The following is a 19,461-nucleotide window of genomic DNA, read 5'->3' as shown; positions in this document are numbered from 1 at the left end:
CTCAGGGAATAATTATGGATATCCGAACGCTGCGCTATTTCGTTGAAGTGGTTCGTCAGCAGAGTTTTACTCGCGCGGCGGAAAAGCTGTTTGTCACACAGCCCACCATCAGCAAGATGCTCAAGAATCTCGAAGATGAGCTGAACTGCACGCTGTTGATCCGCGACGGCCGCAAACTACTGCTCACCGATACCGGGCGCGTCGTTTTTGAACGCGGCCAGGCGATCTTGGGCGAGTTCAGCCAGCTGGAGTCAGAGCTGAGCGATATCAACCACCTGCATAAAGGGGTGCTGCGGCTTGGCATTCCGCCGATGGTCGGGATGCTGATGGCCGAGCCGATCAGTCGCTTCCGCCAGCGCTATCCGGGCGTCGAGCTGAAGATCGCCGAGTTTGGCGGCCTGACGGTCCAGCAGGCGGTCAGCAATGGCGAACTTGATATGGCGATGACCGCCCTGCCTGTCGAGGAGGATAGCAGCCTCACCATTCTGCCGTTGTTCAATCACCCGCTGTGCGTCCTGACGCCAAGGACCGCGGAGTGGGAAGGTAAAACCTCGCTCTCGCCGGCCGAGCTGGCGTCGCATCCGCTGGTTATCTACAACGAGGAATTTGCCCTTAGCCAGCAGCTGATGCGGCTGTTTGCCGAGCATGACGTGAAGCCACGTATCGCAGTGCGCAGCGGCCAGTGGGATTTTCTCGCCGCCATGGTGCAGGCGGGCATTGGCGTAGCGATCCTGCCGGAACCGATTTGCCAGCGTCTCGACCGGCAGAATTTTTGCTGGATCCCGTTGCAAAGCGAGCTGCGCTGGGAGCTGGGGATGATTTGGCGGGAAGGCGTATATATGTCGCGCAGCGCTGAGGCCTGGCTGGCGTGCAGCAAAGCGTTCTGGCTGGAATAATTCCCTGGTGACAACGCGTTCCGCAAGGGAAGGGGTAGCCCGGGTCAGGCGCTTGCGCCGCTGCCCGGGTTTCCCCCGGTCGCGCTAACGCTTACCGGGGCTACACATTTACTGCAGTCTCGCCAGTAGTCCGAATAAGCGTCGCGCTATCCGGATTACAGGTTATTGATCTTCGATTAACAGCGCTTCCAGCAGGTCGAGATCGTGGAGCAGCTTCTGCAGCGTCTCGTTACTGATCTGCCGGGTGGCGCGCAGATGATACAGCTCGCCGCGCTCAGAGCGCAGCGCCGCCAGGCGGAAGCGGCGTTCCAGACTCTCTTCGAGCATAGAGGTTTCCACGTCGTTACGCCCATCGGCGCGCCGGCGCAGGTTACCGATCACCCGCGAACTGACTTCGGTCAGCAGCTGGGTATCGATATTCTCTTTGGTATCCGCCGCCAGACGCTCTTCCATCTTCTGGATCGCCACAATCGCCACGTCAGCCGTTGCCGCGCGCGCCAGACGCTCCTCTTTCCGCTGCTGCACATTATCGCTCGATTCAATGTGACGTAGCAGGATCGGCAGCGCAATCACCCCGACGAACAGCGAGAACAGGATCACCCCGGCGGCGAGGAAAATCAGTTCATAGCGCGCCGGAAAGACATTCCCGTCCGGCAGCAGCAGAGGAATGGAGAGCACACCGGCGAGGGTAATCGCCCCGCGCACCCCGGCAACGGAGGAGATCAGCAGCTCGCGCGTAGTCCAGGAGCCAAACTCCATCGGCTTCTTCTTCAGGAAGCGCTGACTGAGCTTACGCATCGACCACAGCCAGCCAAAACGCACCAGCATCAGCGCGGCATAGATCAGGATAATGTCGGTAAACAGCATCCAGGTCTCAACGTTGGGGTCGGCCTCCGCCGCCACCAGCGAACTGGAGAGGATATCCGGCAGCTGCAGGCCCAACAACAGGAAGACCATGCCGTTGAAGACAAACTCCAACATTGCCCAGGTGCTGTTGGCGCGCAGGCGCATGGCCAAGGGCGCGGTGCGCATCACGCCGGAACGGGTGATGGTCATCCCCGCCGCTACCGCCGCCAGGATGCCGGAGACACCGATATGTTCGGCAATCAGATAGGAGGCAAACGGCAGCAGGAACAGCAGGACAATCTGCGTGGCGGGTTCATCCCCGCCCCAGCGGCTGAGGAAGCGCATCGAGCGGCCATACGACCAGCTCACCACAAACCCGGCCAGCACGCCGCCAATCGCCACCTTCAGAAATTCTACGGTGGCGCCGCCAACGGTAAAGACCATGGTGCCCATCGCCACCGCGACGGCAAACTTGAGCGAGACCAGGCCGGAGGCGTCGTTCATTAGCGCCTCCCCCTGCAGAATGCCCATGATTTTCTTCGGTATCCGCCCTTCCCCAACGATGCCCGAAAGCGCCACGGCGTCGGTCGGCGACAGCACGGCCGCCAGCGCGAACGCCGGGATCAGCGGAATGCCCGGTACAATCCAGTAGATCAGAAAGCCGATGCCGACCACCGTCACGACCACCAGCGCTAGCGCCAGGCCGAGGATCTCGCGCCCGTGTTCAATAAATTCGCGGGTTGGCGTTTTCCAGCCGTCGGCGAATAGCAGCGGCGGGATAAACAGTACCAGAAACAGCTCTGGATCAAATTCAACGTGCAAACCAAAGGTCGGCCACGCCAGAAGCGCGCCAATGGCGATTTGCATCAGTGGAAGTGGAACCTGAAAGGGCAGTACGCGCGTCACTACCCCGGAGAGTGAGACCACAAGGGTCATGATGAGGATGGTAAAGAATATTTCCATGTGTTCCCTGTTTGCTGCGTTTTCTTTTATACCTGTAAGGCGTCGTGCCTGTGAATCATACGCTACCCAGATTAACGCAAATGGAAACAGGATGTGGCTTAAAAATAAAACGGGCGGCCTGAGCCGCCCGTGAGGAGCACGAAGGGTTTAAATCGCCCAGCCGCCGGCGTAGAACACCACCAGCGCCACAGCGATAATCACCGTGCCGAGGTTCAGTTTGCGCCACTCGCCGGAGACCAGACGGCCAATAACCAGGGTCGCGAAACCGATCATGATGCCCGTCACGATGTTACAGGTCAGCACGATAAACACCGCGGTGATCAGGCCAGCCATCGCGTCAACAAAGTCATTGAAATCGATTTTCGCCACGTTGCTCAGCATCAGCAGGCCAACGTACATCAGCGCCGGCGCGGTCGCGTAGGCCGGCACCAGATAAGAGAGCGGGGAGAGGAACAGGATCAGCAGGAACAGGACACCGACCGTCACCGCGGTCAGACCGGTTTTACCACCGGCCGCGGTACCCGCCGCCGATTCGATATAAACCGCCGCCGGCGCCGCCCCGACTAAACCGGAGAAGACGCTGCTCAGGGAGTCGGTGGTCAGCGCTTTACCGCCGTTGATGATCTGTCCGTCCTTATCCAGCAGGTTCGCCTGGCCAGCCACGGCACGGATGGTACCGGTGGCGTCAAAGACCGCCGTCATCACCAGCGCCAGCACGCTTGGCAGCACGACCGGGTTGAGCGCGCCGACGATATCCAGGCTGCCGATCAGGGAATTACCCTGGCCATCGCTCAGGGATGGCATAGCGAAAATGCCGGAGAAATGGACGTTGGGATCGAAAATCAGGCCGACAATCGACACGCCGATAATGGTCAGCAGAATGCCGCCCGGCACCTTCATTTTTTCCAGACCAATGATCACCGCGAGGCCAATCAGCGACATCACCACCGGGAAACTGTCAAAGTTGCCCAACGCCACCGGCAAACCGTCCAGCGGGTTTTTGATCACCAGACCAACGCCGTTGGCGGCGATCAGCAGCAGGAACAGGCCAATGCCGATCCCGGTACCGTGCGCCACGCCCTGCGGCAGGTTACGCAAGATCCAGCTGCGAATGCCGGTTGCCGAGATCACCGTAAACAGGACCCCCATCAGGAATACTGCGCCGAGGGCTACCGGAATACTGATCTGCTGCCCCAGCACCAGGCTGAAGGCGGTGAAGGCGGTCAACGAGATAGCGCAACCGATCGCCATCGGCAGATTCGCCCATAATCCCATCGCCAGCGAGCCAACGCCCGCTACCAGACAGGTCGAGACAAACACCGCGGCCGGTGGGAAGCCCGCTTTTCCGAGCATGCCCGGCACCACGATGACGGAGTACACCATCGCCAGAAAGGTAGTAAGACCTGCAACAATCTCCTGACGCACGGTGCTGCCGCGCGCCGAAATTTTAAACCAGGCGTCCAATGAACCGCCGGTACGCGCTGAAGGCGTAGACATAGAAAACTTCCCCTGAAAATTTTTATCGTTCGTTGATATGCGTGGTGGACCGTCCACTGCCAGTTAAACGCGATCTCCATGTACCGAATCGCAGCGCCAGGGGGGCCGCAAAAAAGCAAACGTTTAACTCCGCGCATACACTACGGTGGTCAACCTTATCGCCTCCCCCGGACAGCAGAAAAAAGGGGGAGCGAAACAGAAAGGCAAACGATTATCCGGCCTTTAGATAACCCTTTTCAACCGATGTTTATCGTATTTCGCTAAATTTCGCTTATGACGAACAGAAAATAACCAGACGATGCGCAAACGTTATCGTCCATGCGCAATCCGCTAACAATTTTTTAGTGAGTTGCTTTCATTTATCGACGTCATCGGATCCGCTGATATCTCAGGCGCCGGGTAAGGTGAAGGGGCCGCCGCGCTCGATGGCGCGTTGCCAGGCCGGTCGCTGTTCCACTCGCTGACGCCAGGCCTCGATATGGACAAGGTCATGCATGCCGCCGCGCGCCAACAATGCCATCACCGGGAAGCTCATCTGGATATCGGCCATGCTCAGCCGCTCGCCAGCGAACCATGGCCGCGCGGCAAGATGGTCGTCAATGAACCGCGCATGGGTGGCCAGCTGCGGATCGAGCCACGTTTTCTGTATCCCCTTGCCCAGCAGCGAACCCAGCGAGCGAACGCCAAAGGGCACAGGGGGTTTGCCAAGGCTGGCGAACACCAGCTTCATTAACAGCAGCGGCATCAGCGAGCCTTCGGCATAGTGCAGCCAGAAGCGGTACTGCAGTTTGTCGTCAATTCCCTGCGGCTTCAACAACCCGCCGCTGTCCCAGGTTTCCTGCAAATACTCGAGGATCGCCCCGGACTCCGCCAGCACATAGCCGTTGTCTTCCAGTACCGGTGATTTGCCCAACGGATGGATTTTTTTTAGCGCCGCCGGCGCCAGCATCGTTTTCTCCCGCTGATAGCGGACTATCTGATAAGGCAGCTGCAGCTCTTCCAGTGCCCACAGTACGCGTTGCGATCGTGATTGATTAAGATGATGTACCGTCAGCATGAGCCTCTCCCGTAGTTTGTTCAAATTAACTATAGGAACAGGCGCTCATTGCCGGGAAAATTTCAGCAAAATAGTGAGGAAAAAGCGACGGCAGATGCCATAGTTAAAGTGTCGACGCAAACCGGAACCTCCATCAACAGATTGCGCAATACTGAGGGACGTCGACGTCGGGGGAAACCCTCTCGCGAACCAGCGAGATAATGCGAAAGACCAAGACCGGAAAACAACTAAAGCGCCCAGTTGTGGCGCTTTAGTTTTATCACTCGTCTTCCAGCAGCCGGGCGCCGGTTCCCTCTTCCCCCAGTTTATCGCCCGGGTTGCGCAGCGGGCAGTCGCGTCGCGATAAACAGCCGCAGCCGATACAGCCGTCGAGCTGGTCGCGTAGCGCCGTCAGGGTATGAATGCGCCGATCCAGCTCCTCACGCCACTGCGATGACAGCATCTTCCACTCTTTTGCGCTGAGATTGTGCCCTTCCGGCAGCACGCCAAACGCATCGCCGATAGTGGCCAGCGGGATGCCAATACGTTGCGCAATTTTGATAATCGCCACCGCGCGCAGAACGTCACGCCGGTAGCGCCGCTGATTGCCGGCATTCCGCTGACTGTGGATCAGTCCTTTACTCTCATAAAAATGGAGGGCCGAGACCGCCACGCCGGTTCGTTTTGCCACTTCTCCAGGCGTCAACAGCATTTTGATGCGGGGTGATTTCTTTTCCATAAAGCGCTTTACCTCAAGTTAACTTGAGGAATTATACTCGCCTGCAGACAAAACGACGAATCGAGAATTGAGAGAGGCCGCTTTATGTCCCATCAGGATATTATTCAAACTTTGATTGAATGGATTGATGAACATATCGATCAACCACTTAACATTGATATAGTCGCCAGAAAGTCAGGATACTCGAAGTGGTACCTGCAGCGGATGTTCCGTACCGTGATGCATCAGACGCTGGGGGACTATATTCGCCAGCGCCGCCTGCTGCTGGCGGCGGAAGCGTTGCGAACCACCCAGCGGCCGATCTTTGATATCGCCATGGATCTGGGCTACGTCTCGCAGCAAACCTTCTCCCGAGTGTTCCGCCGCGAGTTTGACCGCACTCCCAGCGACTATCGCCATCAGATCTCCGCGTGACGCGGCGGCTGAGGCACGTTCGCGGGCGCGGGAGCATTGGCTAACCACTGCATAAACTCCCGCGCCGGCATCGCTTTCGCAAACAGCCAGCCCTGGCAATACTGTACGCCGCGCTTGTAGAGCCAGCTTACCTGCTCCGGCGTCTCCACGCCTTCTGCAATCGTCTTTAACCGCAACCCGCGCGCCATCTCGATGATATGTTCAGCAATCAGGTGGCTGGTGTTGTTGGTGGTGAGCGTATCGACGAAGGTTTTATCGATTTTGAGGATATCGACGTTCAGCGCGTGCAGATTATGCAGATTCGAGTAGCCGGTGCCGAAATCGTCGATGGCAATTTCATAGCCTGCTTCGCGGAACGCCTGGATCACCGGCGTGGTCTTCGGTACGTCGATAAACCCGCGCTCGGTCACTTCGATTTTGATTTGTCCGATACAGACTGCGTAGCTGTGCGCTTTCTCACTGATCTGTGAAATCAGCCGCGCCGAATGGAAATCCGACGCAGAGAGATTGATGGCTATATACAACTGTGGATGGCTGGCCAGAAACTCACCCATTTCATAAAACAGTTCATCCACCACGTAGTCCGTGACCTGGGCAATCATGCCTTCATTTTCCGCCAGCGGAATAAACTCCGCCGGGTTCATCACCGGACCGTCAAACCCAGGCCAGCGCAGCAGCGCTTCCGCCCCAACGCAGCGGTTATTTTTAATATCGATAATCGGCTGGTAGTGCAGGCGCAGCTGGCGGCAGCTCAGAGCCCGCTGCAGCATATTGCGCGGCGAGTGATACTGTCGGCGGGTGCGCGACCACACCAGCACCAGTAAAATACTGCAAATTATCCCCAGCGGCAGCGTCAGACTGGCCTGGTCACAAAAGTTGTGATAGTAGCTGGCCCGCGAGGTGGACATAATGACGGCGATGGGGCGAATAGCGGAGCGGGCGATCGTATACACCCGGCCATTCTGATTAAAAAAGGTATCGCCTTCGCGAATTAACGCATGGAGTTCCGCGGGCTCGACATTGTTACTTACCGAGAAAAAGAGGTTGGTTTTGGTATCGAAAACGCCATAGGCTAAATCGCGGTCGCTGGCGATCACCGAGCTGTACGAGAAGGGATTAACCACCACAACATAGGGCCCCTTCTGCATATAATTCATGGCAAAGCCCGGATAAAACGGCGTGTCCCGGTAATAGTAAATCGCGACATCCGGCTTTTTGGTGTAATTAGCCGCCGGCATCCGCCAGCCGGTTTGCTGATGAACGGACGTTGAACAGATAAAGCGCTGGCCGTTAGCGTAGATCAGATCTTCCACATACAGCAGGCCGCGCACAATATGCAGTAAATAACGCTGGTGATCCGCTGAACACAACTCACCGCGATACTGGCTGGCTTTAGCCCGAGCCTGATCCGCTTCCCGGATGACCATTTCCGTTTTTTGCAGCGCCAGCTGCGAAAATGAGTGTAATTGATCAATGGTTTCGGCTTTAGCCCGCAGCTGGGCAAACCACAATGCCAGCACCACTGGCAATAAAATAACCAAACCTGTTCCGATGACTCTTAGCGCCTTATGCGGCGCACTGTCACCCATTTACGCTTACATCCATGCGATATGCCTTAATTAAGGTAGCCCGAACACGTTAGCAATCGCGATTGCGATAGACATCAGCTGACATCCGACAGCCCTCACGAGCGTCAGTTTTACCTCTGATGGTGATGAATAATACTTATTTATCAGGTATTCGGAAGATATTCCGGCAAGATTAAGAATAGACGCGCATCTGACTCGGTTTCTCCGTGTAATAAACAAGAACAGGTAATAAAACCCGCAGAATAATAATCATTAGGCAGTGAATGAAAATATGCTTCCCGGGGTTGCTCATCAATATCCACACAAATTTCATAGTTATTAAACGCAGCAAAAGCTCATTTTTTGACTGGTGAATAAAGCGCCAAGTGTGATATAGTTCACACAAGTTGATGAAACAGAAATGGCGTTTCATCACTCTCTAGTACGCCAGTTGAGACCAGAGCGCTATGCCATCGTCAGTCGCGTCAGGTCGTCCATGGCTCCCGACTTTCTTTGAGGATAGGTTAATGGCTTCCATTACTACCAGTGTCGTATTATTGCGCTGGCCCCTGGTGAGCGCGGTACTGATGTTTCTCGCCAGCTCACTGAATATTCAGCTTCGCAAAAGCGATTACGCCGGTCTGGCGGTGATCTGCAGCTGCCTCGGCCTGGCCGCCGCCTGCTGGTTCGCCACCGGTTTGCTCGGTATCACCCTGCTCGATATGGCCAAAATCTGGGGCAATATCAAAGATGTGATGATTGAAGTCATGAGTCAGACACCGCCAGAATGGCCAATGATGATGACCTGAGGTTAAAAAGCTTCCCGACGGGAAGCTTTTTCGTTTTCTGCAGCCCTTATTTCCCTAATTTCGCCATCATCTCCGGACGCATAAATTTATGGATCACCACCATAAAGAGCAGCGATGGGGCCAGCAAAATCAGCGCGGTAATCGACGAGACCTGATAGTTACCCGACATGCTGGCGTTATAGAGCAGCAGCGGCAGCGTGGTGATATCCGGCGCCCCGACGAAGAAAGTGCCGGTAAACTCATCCAGCGACTCCAGAAAAACAAAGATGCTGGCGGCAACGATCCCCGGCGCCGCCTGCGGCAGCACAATGTGCCAGAAGGTATACACTGGCCCGGCGCCAAGGTTACGCGACGCCCGCGCCAGCAGCGGGTCGATGGCTGAAAACGCGGCTACACAGATCCACACCGAATACATCAGGCCGTGGACGCTATGCACCAGCACCACCCCTGCGATACTGCCGTTCAATCCCCACTGATAAAACAATCGGGCAACATTCATGTATACCGTCAGGTTAGGAAAGGCCTGCGGGATAAGAAATAGCAGCATGAACAGCATCCGTAATGGCATTTTCCGCCGGGAAAGCGCATAGCCGGCGGGTACGGAAATCAGCAAACAGACCCCCACCGATAACAGAGCGATCAGCACGCTGGTTAACAGCGAGCTAGAGACATCGCTGTATGGATTGAAAACCTGATACCAGTACTTCAGCCCCCACCGACTGGGCAGCGAATGGGGAAAATACCAGCTTTCCGCTACGGTCCAGATCAACAGGTTCAGCAGCGGACCAAACATCGCCAGCAGCATAAACAGCAGCAGCAGGGTCTGCAGCACCGGACTGGCGCGCACTTTACGGCGCCCTTTCACCCACCATGCCGGGGTTGATACGAGGGCCAGCGCTTTCATGATTCACCGCCTTTTTGCTGCAGGCTGTGGCGCAGGTAAAACCACGACAGCGCGCCGCAGATCGCCAGCGACACCACGCCAAGCGCATTCGCCACCGCGTAATCACCATAGGAATTGACGCGAAACGCCATATCCACGGTTAGCATCGTCGGGGTCCCCACGCCGATCATCAACGGTACCGACAGCACCGACATCATGGTCACCGTCGACAGCACCAGCGCCACGCCGATAGTCGGCAGGACCTGCGGCAGCATGATATCGAACAGGATCCGCGGCCGGGAGGCGCCAAGATTACGTGCAGCAAGGATCTGCGACGACTCCAGCGCCGCCATCGCCCCGCAGATCAGCAGCGTGGCAAAGGCCAGTTGCTTCCAGACAAAGGTGATCACTATCCCTTTCCATCCCAGCCAGGAGAGCGTCTCCAGCGGCGTGACCAGGTCGGCCGCCACCAGCGCATTGTTCATCAGGCCATTTTTGGCGAGAAAAGTGCGCATCATCTGGGCAACAACGATAAAAGGAATAAACAGCGGCAGGCGATACAAAAAACCCAGCAGACGCACAACGGGTCGGCAGGGTGACAGCGCAATCACTGCCGACAGGGTAATGGCGAGCAGCGCTAACAGCGCCACCGAGATCAGCACAATAAGCAGCGAAAAGAGCACATCGCTGGCGTAGAGCGCATAGACCTTGCGGAAGTGATCGAGGGTGAACGGCTGTCCCGGCGCGGTAAACGCCGAGACCAGCGAAAACCCCAGCGGATACAAAAACAGGATCGCGATCATCAGCGCCGCCGGGGCAACCAGCAGCAGATATTTTAATGAACTGGACATAATAAACCTGGCGTCAGCACAAGCAAGCGCCCGGGACGGCGGCCCGGGCTGGAAAAGGTTTAATTAGCCACCTGGCTTTCGTAACCCTCTTTGATATCGTCAAAGTAGGGGGCGATCGGGAAGCTTTTGCCATACTTCGCCAGCGCTTCCGGCGAGATTTCGGCAAACAGCTTTTGCCAGGTCGCCGCATCCAGCTTCGGCTTCACCTGCCCGGCGTCGATGCCCGGATACCAGTTGAACTGCTTGACGATCCCCTGCGCCTGCACTTCCGGGCTGGTGGCCAGCGCGATAAAGTCGCGCGCCAGCTGCGGATTCGCCGCCTTCGCCGGGATGACGTAATACATCGGCTGGCCCGGCATGCCCGGCGCCAGTAAAGCAAGCTTGATCGACGGCGGCAGCTTGCCCTGATCTTTCCAGCTATAGAACATATCGACCCACACCGGGCCCATGGCGATTTCCCCCCGGCTCAGCATATCGAGCGTCCCGGCGTTGCCCGGGGTAAAAGTTACGTTTTTATTGAACGCCTTTAGCTTCTCATAGGCCTGCTGCCAGCCTTTTTCGACGCTTTTATCATAGGGCCCGGCGGAGAGACGCTGGGCGTCGGTCCCGTAGGCGTAGATCCAGCCCACCACAAAGCTGACGCCGGACATGCCGTTCTTGATGCCGTTATAGCCAAAAGCCTGCGGGTGTTTCTGCGTCCAGGCCACCAGCTCGTCATACGACGCCGGCGGGGTAGTGACCAGATCGCTGTTCCAGGCGATAGCGGTCTGGCTTAAGAACATCGGCATCACGTATCCGTCAACGTTAACGCCCAGCGCCTGGGTGGCGCTCGGCGAACTCACCATGCCGCCGGTCTGAATATCCTGACGGTATTTTTGCAGCAATCCCTTTGCCACCTGCTCACCGCCCGCCTTCTGGTGCACTACCGCGACGTCGATATCCCACTGCTGCGCGCCGCTCTCCTGCTGGGCCGTTAGCTTCTCGCTAATTTTATTCGACCCGGCGTCGCCGGGGCCGGTACCGATCACCCGCACCTTGACGCCGGGATGAGCGGCTTCAAATTTTGGCCCCAGCCAGGTTTTTACATAATCCACCATATTCTGATCGCCCGCGGTGGCGACGTTGAGAATGGTGTCGGCCTGTGCGCCAAGGCTCAGGAAGAGGGTCGTTACGATCGCTGCTTTCGTCTTAGTCAACATGGATTGTCCCCAGAATGAACACGCTGATATCACTGTGATAGTGGTAAAGGAAAAATATGCAGGGCCGGCGTTGGCACATGGAGCCGAACGCGGCTTTTTGTCGGCCAGCACTGCGCGGCATCCGCCAGCAGCAGGCGGTCATGGCAGCGCACGCTGTGACGATACAGATTGCCCAGAAACGCGCTTTGCTCCACCACGCCTTCCAGAGCCAGCCCCTCCTGCGGCGCAGGCTGCGTTAATTCAGCGAGCGCGGCATCGGCGCTGCGAAAATAAATAACGTTGTCACCCTGCTGAGCGGCAGATAAACCGGATATTGCGGCAGCGGATAATTCACCGGAAATTATTTTATTATCGGCCCCCATAAAATCAGCGACGAAGGGCGTCGCGGGGCGTTGATATATTTCTTCAGGCGTGCCGGTTTGTTCAATACGCCCCTGATTTAATACCGCAATGCGGTCCGCCATCACTAAGGCTTCCTGCTGATCGTGGGTGACAATTAATGACGTGAACCCCAGTCTCTTTTGCAGAGATTTAATTTCATGGCGCACATTCAGGCGCACTTTGGCATCCAGATTAGATAACGGCTCATCCAACACCAGCACCTGGGGCTCTATGGCCAGGGCTCTCGCCAGCGCCACCCGCTGCCGCTGGCCGCCCGACAGTTCGGTCACTTTCACCTCGCCAAGCCCTTCGAGATTGACTATTCGCAGCAGCTCCGCCACCCGCCGCGCGATATCCGCCCCGCGCCATTTGCGCAGCTTCAGGCCATAGCCGATATTGCGCGCTACCGTCAGGTGCGGCCACAGGGCGTAGCTTTGAAATACCATGGTGATATTGCGCTGCTCCGGCGCAAGATGAGTGATCGTTCGGCTGGCAATAGCCACCTCGCCGCTTTGCACCGGAATAAAGCCGCAGAGGGCGTTCAGCAGCGTGGTTTTTCCGCATCCCGACGGGCCCAGTAGAGCAATCATCTCTCCCTGCTCTACCGCCAGATCGATATTATGTAAAACCACCTTATCGCCATAACTAATTTTAAGGCCGGAGATCTGTAAATAACTCATATTCGCTACCTGAAAGCGCTGCTGCGGCATTTTTTTTAGCAAGGTGAACACGTGTTCATTTGGCTGTAAAAAAAATGCAACGTTGACTCGACATGATGTGAGCCTACTTTGTCGGGTATTTATGACAATTTAATTAAGCGGCAAAAAATTTTGGCGAGGGTAAATGAAAATAGATGTGCTTGGCTGCGGAAGCGCCTTTTCCTGCACGCAAAATACCTCCGCGCTGCGGGTGATCGATGCGGACAACAAACAGTGGTTAATCGACTGCGGCCCCACCGTTCCCCGCGCGCTCTGGCAGCGCGGCGGCGAGGTCAACGATATCGACGCGATCTACTTCACCCACGTTCACCCGGACCACTGCACCGGCCTGACGGCGCTACTGAACCACTGGAAAAGTTATTCCCGTCAGAAGCCAGTCATTATCTACTGCCAGCCGGCGCAGCAGCCGGTGCTCATGCAGCTGGCCGCGCTGGCGAACTGGCCGCAGGCGGACCTTGGTTTCACCATCGACTGGCAGGAATGCCGCGAAGCCTGGACGTGGCAGGACTGGCAGATCCGCACTGCCCCCACCCAGCATGAGCTGAGTAATCGCGCCATCCGCATCACCATTGCCGGGCAGACGCTGTTTTACAGCGGCGATGGCCGACCGACCGCCGACTCGATAGCCCTGATGGCCGGCGCCGGGCTGGCGTTTCAGGAGTGCGCCTCGGTAGCAGCCCTGGACGATGACGCCTCGCATGGCGATTTCCCCTCCTGCCTGATGCTGTTCAGAACGCTGCAGCTCCCGGCGATGGGGCTCTATCACTGCGAGGATGCTTCCCTGTCGGCGCTAAAGCAGGCCTGTCAGCCGTGGCCGGGCTTATTCGTTTCCCGGGATGGACTCACCTTAACGCTGCCGCGTCCCACGCCCACTGACGAGACGTACCTCCTATGAACCCACGCAAACCCAGCGTCACCGCCCAGGATGTTGCCCGGCGAGCGGGCGTCTCCCGGGCAGTGGTGTCCCGGGCGTTGAGCAACAACGGCAGCATCTCTCCCGACGCCCGGGCGCGGGTACTGCGCGCCGCCGAAGAGCTGGGGTATCAGGTTAACTTCCTCGCCCAGGGGCTGAACCGTCAGCGCAGCCACTTAATCGGCGTGATCGTCTCGCGCATCAGCGATCCTTTTCGCAGTACCCTGCTTGATGCGCTGCTTAACGAGATCCAGCGCCAGGGCTTTCAGGCGCTGGTGAGCGAGATCCACAGCGAGCAGGATCTGGCGCAGACCTTGCGCCGTTTCGCTCAGTTTCGCGTCTCCGGCGTTATCGTCACCTCCGGCCAGCCGCCGGAGGCGCTGGTGAACGAGTGCGTCCAGCAGCATATTCCGGTCGTGGGCATTAATCGTCAGCCGACGATCCCCGGCGTGGATTACGTTTGTTCTGACAACGCCGCCGGCGCCGAACTGGCCGCCGACCAACTGCTGCGCAGCGGCTGTCAGCGCTTTGGCTGGCTCAACCACCATCCTTCCACCTGGGCCGGCCGCATGCGCGGGGAAGCGTTCGGCCGGGCGCTGCAAACGCGCGGAGTGGACGTCGAACGCCACCTGGCGATCCTCGCCTGTCAGCAAGAAGGTTACGCGGGCGGGTTACAGGCTGCGGCGCTCGCCGACGAGGCGCTGGAGGGGATCTTCTGCGCCAACGCCCAGCTTGCCTGTGGCTTTCTCGATGGAATGCGCCAGCGCGGCAGAGAGGCTCCGGCGGATTTTCAGCTGATTGGTTTTGATAACACGCCGACGACCGCGCAATATAGCTATCAGCTCACCACGCTACATCAGGATGTGGCGGCGATCGCCCGCCAGGCGCTCGCCCGGCTTCTGGAGCGCGCCGCCGACCCTTCGCAACCTTCACGCACCACCTGGGTGGAGGTAACCTTAATTCACCGGCGCACGTCGCCCTTTGTTATCTGAGAGCAGGACTATGACGGAAGCACAACGAGAGTCATTATGCGCCTTGATTCGCCAGGCAGGCGCCCACGCCCAGGCGCTGCGCGATGCGGGATTACAGGTCGATAAAAAAGCGCGCCAGGACTTTGTGTCGCAGGCGGATCTCGCGGTAGAACAAGAGATTAAAGGCTGGCTGCAGGCCCACTTTCCCGAGGAGGGTTTCCTCGGCGAGGAGAGCGGTTTTGAAGGCAACGACCAGACCGTCTGGGTGCTGGATCCTGTCGATGGCACCACCAACTTTATCCTCGGCATGGATTACTGGTGCATCTCACTGGCGCGAGTGTGCCAGGGCGAGCTGTCGCTCGGCATCATTTACGCCCCCGATCGCGATGAATTTTTCTTCGCCGCCCGCGGCGAAGGCGCGTATCTCAACGGTCGGCGCCTGACGCTACGCGAGCCGGAGCCCGATGCGGTGGTGATCGGCATGGGGCGCTCCAGCCGGGCCCCGGCCAGCGACTACGCCCGGGCCATCGACACGCTGCTCGACGCCGGTCTGGAGTATCGCCGTTTTGGCGCGGGCGCCCTGATGCTGGCGCATGTCGCCGCCGGTCAGCTCCACGCCTATTATGAAGCGCATATGAACAGCTGGGATGCGCTGGCAGGCATGCTATTGATTGAGGAGGCGGGCGGAACGTGCAATGCGTTTCTCGCCAATGCGGGCCTGCGGCGAGGCAACCTCGTGCTGGCCGGCTGCGCAAGCGTCCAGCCTCGACTGGCCGCCCTGCTGGCGAAATGACGCCACGCCGCCGGTGTCTGACCGGCGGCGTGGACTGGCTAACGCCAGGGTTCACTGCGGGGAATATTATTCGGGCAACGCTTAATCGTGCAAAAGGACTGGTAAAAACAGGAGTCAGACCGCTCGCCACCGGCATGGTACGGGCACGATGGTCGCTCGCGTAATTTTTCCCACTGCGCCTCGTCGTACACCGTAATATTATAGATTTTTAATGAATGATACTGGTCATTAATTAAAACTCTCGAGGAATAGAGTCTTATCGACTCACCGGGCAACAGGATTACATCGGCCTCGTACCACATGATAAATTTCAAGAAACGCAGACTGGATATAGCCGAGAAGGCGATACCAGATTGCGGGCAGATCAGGGTATTAAGAATAGTCCATTTCATATTCCTTCCTTATAAAGATGCTACAAATTATTACAATATATAGTGATAGCATTCATTGTTATAAATCGCAAGCGCCCCTGGCAATTATGTGATTTAAGACAATTCCTAACGACATACTCCATTATTAGTAACGTTTCATTTCCCTCTCTAAATTTATGGTTAGGCCTGATGAAAAACAGCCAAATTACCCTTAAAAAAGAAAATATAATAAAAAATAAGATAATATAAACTTAATTTACAATACGTCTTAGTCCCTCTGGATGAGGCCTCAGCCATTGGTATTAGATGATGCAGCACTGAGTATTACCCGCGGTTTGGCAAGAAGAGAGGATAGTAGCAGGCAGCTATTTATTGCGCGGTTACCTCGTCGTACGTCACCAGGCCCGCGAGGCCCGCAGACCGCGCTCGGGTAAATGTCGTGGGTGTCCCGCCAGATCGTATTCCTTAGCGATAATATCGACATAGCGGTTGAGTATATTCTGCTCAATCGCTATATCGGAGGACAGTCCACAGAATATAGCCACGCCGGTCTATCAGGCCCCGTTGGAGCCCTACCAGGTTTTGCCGATATTAAACTGAAACTGTTCTGCTTTATCACCATCGTACTTTTTAAACGGCTCTGCCCAGGAGAAGACCAGTGGACCGAGGGGAGACATCCACTGCACGGCAATCCCCGCGGAGAGACGAATATGACTCGGATCGCCGTAGTCAGGGATCCCTGCCGCCAGCGTCTGCGCGGTGTTGTGCCAGGATGTACTCCAGACCGTCCCCGCGTCAACAAACAGCGAGGTTCGCAGACTATCGGCGTATTTGTCATTCACAAAGGGGGTTGGAATGATAAATTCGCTGTTCAGCACCGCCATGGCATTCCCGCCGACCGCATCAGACGAGGCGTCCAGCGGGCAGGCGCTATAGCTGCTTTCGCTACCGTTACAGCGGTAATAGGCCGCTTTAGGCCCAATGGTGTTAGAAGAAAATCCGCGCACTGACGACGAACCGCCAGCGTAAAAGTTATCGTAGAACGGCACACTTTTGCCGTCTAACCCGCCGGCATAGCCTGCGCGCAGGCGTTCCATCCAGACCCAGCGCTTGTTCTCGCGCAGCGGCAGATACTGGGCGGTGTCAAAAGAGAGTTTGTAGTAGCTATTATCCGAACCGGGGAGCGTCACTTTACCGCTCAGGCTGCTCTTGTTTCCCGCACGCGGGAAGAAGCCGCGATCGAGATCGTTGTAGCCCCATCCAAGACTCACAAAATAATCGTTGGCGCTATATTTTGCGCCGCTGTCGCCATCTTTCGTCACTACGCTGGGCTCGATTCCCCGAGAGCTGAGGTAGCGCCAGGTCGTCAGCTCCGGATCCATATTGGTCAGGCGATTATGGACATAATCCAGTCCCAGGTTCAGGGAGTTATTTTCGCTAATGGGAAACCCTAGCGTACTACCTAAACCATAGCTCTGCTGGTTGTAGCTCCCGGCATCCGCATCAGAAGCATCATAGCTGTTATAAAAAATCTTTCCGCCCAGGCTGATGCCATCTACGGTAAACCACGGGTTCGTCGCCCCCAGTTCAAGATAAGACTGGTAGCTGTTGCGCGTCCCGTTGAAGCTCACGCTATTACCCGTTCCCAGCCAGTTATCCTGCGTCACGCCAAGCTGATAGCTCACGCCGCTGTCCGTACCAAATCCCAGGCCCACGTTGAATGAGCCGGTGTTGCGCTCCTTCACCTTGTAGACCACATCGACCTGATCCGCCGTTCCATTGACCGGAACGATCTGCTGTTCAACGTTCTCAAAAAAACCCGTTCGATCAAGACGTACCTTCCCTTGATCGACTTTTTCGTTGTTGAGCCACGCCCCTTCCATTTGGCGCATTTCACGACGCAGCACCGCGTCCCGGGAGGTGTCGTTACCGGAAAAGCGGATCTGGCGTACCGAGTAGCGGCGGCCCGCGTTGACCTGAATATGCAGCACCACGCGGTGATGCGCATCATCGATTTCCGGCGTGGACGTCACCTGCGGCCAGGCATAACCATACTTACCAAAATGCTTTTTGATCTCATTTTCAACCGTGGTGACTTGCGCCCCGCTATACCATGCCCCCGCCAGCGGCTGGGCAAGCGCCTCGATCTCCGGCCCATGCTGAGCCAGATCGCCTGTCACCTGAGTTCGGTCGACCCGATAACGTTCGCCTTCATTGAGGGCGATAGTGATATACAGGGATTTTTTATCTGGCGTCATACTGACCTGCGTGGACTCGATAGCAAAGCGCGCATAGCCGCGATCGAGATAAAAACTGCGCAGCGTTTCCAGATCGGCTTCCAGCTTCTGCTTCTGGTATTTTTTATCGGCTACCACGTTCCACCACGGCACATTATCACGTAGCTGAAGCTGGTCCAGGAGCGTCTCTTCCCGAAACGCCTGATTACCGATAATGTTTATTTGTGCGATTTTCGCCGAGATGCCTTCCTGAAAGACGAACGTTAAGTCAACGCGATTACGCGGTAACGGGGTCACCACCGCGTGAACCTGCGCACTGTATTTCCCCGCGCTGTAATAGAAATCCTGCAACCCCTTTTCTATTTCGCTAAGCGAATTTCGATCCAGTGCACTACCTGCAGAAATACCGGATGCGGTGAGATTTTCCTTTAGCGCATCATCCTTCACTGCCTTATTCCCGGAAAAACTGACGCTGGCAATAGTGGGCCGTTCCTTAACCTGCACCACCAGCGTTTTCCCATCGCGCAGGATCTGCACATTTTCGAAATTGCCGCTCGCATACAGCGCGCGCACTGCCTCGCTGACATCTTCTGGCGTCACCGCATCTCCCGCGTGCAATGGCATACTTAATAGCGCCGCCCCGACGGTCACGCGCTGTAGCCCTTCAAAACGGATATCATCAACTTGATATGATGTTGCGGCATATAACGTTAAAGGGGTGATCAATAATCCGCTGATGATATGAGTCTTTTTTAACATGAATGTGTCGTCTACGAGATAATGAGCAATAGCAGTGTCCTGCTGGCGTTGAGCTTATTTGTTCAGGATGCATCTCTAAAATATGCGACAGAAAATAACCTGAGCGAGGCGCAGAATTACATGCAATTATGGCGACAAAATGGAGAAAAAATGGATATTAAAGCATCTTTAAAAATATATTTAATGATGGAACTTTTTCTGAAGCGCATTGTTCTAATGGCCAACACCAGTACTATATTTAGATTTGCCTGAACGTTTTATTAATAAAAAGCCCCCTTTCTTATTAATGGAAAGGGGGAAGGATCTCGTTAGGAATGATGCTCTCTGGGATCACCAGGAACAGGGAGAAAAATAACCTGCAACCCAGCAGATTTAATGAAGAGAAATTGAATAAATTATGCAACTGATATCACAACATTCTACCCCGAATTCACCGCCAGACGCCGTTGGCAAACATCTCCATATTTTCCTCAAAATAGCAGAATACAGTAGGGTCGCCTTATCAAGGCATCAAGGAAAGTCTATCGTTATCTACAATAGCCAAGCAGTGGCGCCTCGCCAGGGAAGGTGAGGCATAGGTTTCGCCATCCTGCCGCCTCCCATCATCAGCCACAGG

18 protein-coding genes are annotated in these 19,461 nt (G+C 56.3%); 7 read left to right on the top strand and 11 right to left on the bottom strand.

The features are described 5' to 3' along the window. The first annotated feature begins 14 nt into the window (after window positions 1-14). The gene (locus BHE81_RS24390; protein WP_004177821.1) at window positions 15-896 is read left to right on the top strand and encodes a LysR family transcriptional regulator; all 882 of its coding nucleotides are present in this window, start codon (window positions 15-17) and stop codon (window positions 894-896) included. Between the two features lie 162 nt (window positions 897-1,058). Here the strand turns inward: BHE81_RS24390 and BHE81_RS24385 are convergent, their stop codons facing one another. The 4 genes from BHE81_RS24385 to soxR form a co-directional block, all read right to left on the bottom strand. Next, complete coding sequence (locus BHE81_RS24385) at window positions 1,059-2,705, bottom strand: Na+/H+ antiporter (RefSeq protein ID WP_002885082.1); 1,647 nt, start codon at window positions 2,703-2,705, stop codon at window positions 1,059-1,061. Window positions 2,706-2,852: 147 nt separating this feature from the next. After that, window positions 2,853-4,202 carry an NCS2 family permease gene (locus BHE81_RS24380; protein WP_002885079.1) on the bottom strand — a complete coding sequence of 450 codons (1,350 nt, stop codon included), beginning with the start codon at window positions 4,200-4,202 and terminating at the stop codon, window positions 2,853-2,855. A 388-nt stretch (window positions 4,203-4,590) separates the two neighbouring features. After that, complete coding sequence (locus BHE81_RS24375) at window positions 4,591-5,259, bottom strand: glutathione S-transferase family protein (RefSeq protein ID WP_002885078.1); 669 nt, start codon at window positions 5,257-5,259, stop codon at window positions 4,591-4,593. A 259-nt stretch (window positions 5,260-5,518) separates the two neighbouring features. Further along, window positions 5,519-5,977 (bottom strand): redox-sensitive transcriptional activator SoxR, encoded by a 459-nt coding sequence (gene soxR, locus BHE81_RS24370; RefSeq protein WP_002885077.1) that lies wholly within the window; start codon window positions 5,975-5,977, stop codon window positions 5,519-5,521. An 84-nt stretch (window positions 5,978-6,061) separates the two neighbouring features. On the opposite strand from soxR, the gene soxS reads away from it, so the two are divergent. After that, window positions 6,062-6,391, top strand: a complete 330-nt coding sequence (gene soxS / locus BHE81_RS24365) for a superoxide response transcriptional regulator SoxS (protein ID WP_004151738.1) — start codon at window positions 6,062-6,064, stop codon at window positions 6,389-6,391. Here the strand turns inward: soxS and BHE81_RS24360 are convergent. After that, entirely contained in the window at window positions 6,376-7,980 is a 1,605-nt protein-coding gene (locus BHE81_RS24360) for an EAL domain-containing protein (RefSeq protein WP_023283136.1), read from the bottom strand. The two genes, soxS and BHE81_RS24360, sit on opposite strands and share 16 nt — an antisense overlap. A gap of 506 nt (window positions 7,981-8,486) precedes the next feature. On the opposite strand from BHE81_RS24360, the gene BHE81_RS24355 reads away from it, so the two are divergent. Beyond that, window positions 8,487-8,768 (top strand): YjcB family protein, encoded by a 282-nt coding sequence (locus tag BHE81_RS24355; RefSeq protein WP_004177826.1) that lies wholly within the window; start codon window positions 8,487-8,489, stop codon window positions 8,766-8,768. Between the two features lie 46 nt (window positions 8,769-8,814). Here BHE81_RS24355 and BHE81_RS24350 read toward each other — a convergent pair whose 3' ends face one another. From BHE81_RS24350 to BHE81_RS24335, 4 genes are read right to left on the bottom strand one after another with little or no spacing between them, the layout of a single operon-like run. Beyond that, entirely contained in the window at window positions 8,815-9,672 is an 858-nt protein-coding gene (locus tag BHE81_RS24350; RefSeq protein ID WP_004186517.1) for an ABC transporter permease, read from the bottom strand. Continuing rightward, window positions 9,669-10,502, bottom strand: a complete 834-nt coding sequence (locus BHE81_RS24345) for an ABC transporter permease (protein ID WP_004177833.1) — start codon at window positions 10,500-10,502, stop codon at window positions 9,669-9,671. The genes BHE81_RS24350 and BHE81_RS24345 overlap by 4 nt, the downstream gene beginning before the upstream one ends. Before the next feature lie 59 nt (window positions 10,503-10,561). Then, on the bottom strand, window positions 10,562-11,701 hold the full coding sequence (locus BHE81_RS24340; protein ID WP_004177835.1) for an extracellular solute-binding protein: 1,140 nt from the start codon (window positions 11,699-11,701) through the stop codon (window positions 10,562-10,564). A gap of 29 nt (window positions 11,702-11,730) precedes the next feature. Further along, complete coding sequence (locus BHE81_RS24335) at window positions 11,731-12,762, bottom strand: ABC transporter ATP-binding protein (protein ID WP_004177837.1); 1,032 nt, start codon at window positions 12,760-12,762, stop codon at window positions 11,731-11,733. Between the two features lie 163 nt (window positions 12,763-12,925). Between BHE81_RS24335 and BHE81_RS24330 the strand changes: the two genes are divergently transcribed. The 3 genes from BHE81_RS24330 to BHE81_RS24320 are packed head-to-tail and all read left to right on the top strand — an operon-like array spanning window position 12,926 to window position 15,478. Then, a complete protein-coding gene (locus BHE81_RS24330) occupies window positions 12,926-13,696 on the top strand; it encodes an MBL fold metallo-hydrolase (RefSeq protein ID WP_002885048.1) in 771 nt (256 codons plus the stop codon). Continuing rightward, the gene (locus BHE81_RS24325; protein ID WP_002885046.1) at window positions 13,693-14,706 is read left to right on the top strand and encodes a LacI family DNA-binding transcriptional regulator; all 1,014 of its coding nucleotides are present in this window, start codon (window positions 13,693-13,695) and stop codon (window positions 14,704-14,706) included. Before BHE81_RS24330 ends, BHE81_RS24325 begins: the two co-directional genes overlap by 4 nt. A 10-nt stretch (window positions 14,707-14,716) precedes the next feature. Continuing rightward, window positions 14,717-15,478: an inositol monophosphatase family protein gene (locus BHE81_RS24320; protein WP_004198387.1), complete on the top strand. Its 762-nt coding sequence runs from the start codon at window positions 14,717-14,719 to the stop codon at window positions 15,476-15,478. Between the two features lie 38 nt (window positions 15,479-15,516). On the opposite strand, the gene iraM is transcribed toward BHE81_RS24320, so the two are convergent. Continuing rightward, a complete protein-coding gene (gene iraM / locus BHE81_RS24315; protein WP_002885039.1) occupies window positions 15,517-15,870 on the bottom strand; it encodes an anti-adapter protein IraM in 354 nt (117 codons plus the stop codon). 551 nt (window positions 15,871-16,421) lie between these two features. Beyond that, complete coding sequence (gene bamA, locus BHE81_RS24305) at window positions 16,422-18,845, bottom strand: outer membrane protein assembly factor BamA (protein WP_023285711.1); 2,424 nt, start codon at window positions 18,843-18,845, stop codon at window positions 16,422-16,424. 21 nt (window positions 18,846-18,866) lie between these two features. On the opposite strand from bamA, the gene BHE81_RS24300 reads away from it, so the two are divergent. Beyond that, window positions 18,867-19,097 carry a potassium:proton antiporter gene (locus BHE81_RS24300; protein ID WP_004146634.1) on the top strand — a complete coding sequence of 77 codons (231 nt, stop codon included), beginning with the start codon at window positions 18,867-18,869 and terminating at the stop codon, window positions 19,095-19,097. Window positions 19,098-19,461 lie beyond the last annotated feature (364 nt).

Origin of the sequence: Klebsiella sp. AqSCr (genome assembly GCF_008452795.1) — a bacterium.
Lineage (GTDB): Bacteria > Pseudomonadota > Gammaproteobacteria > Enterobacterales > Enterobacteriaceae > Klebsiella > Klebsiella pneumoniae.
The sequence above is the reverse complement of the archived record's forward strand: the minus strand, read 5'-3'. Positions and strand labels throughout refer to the sequence as shown.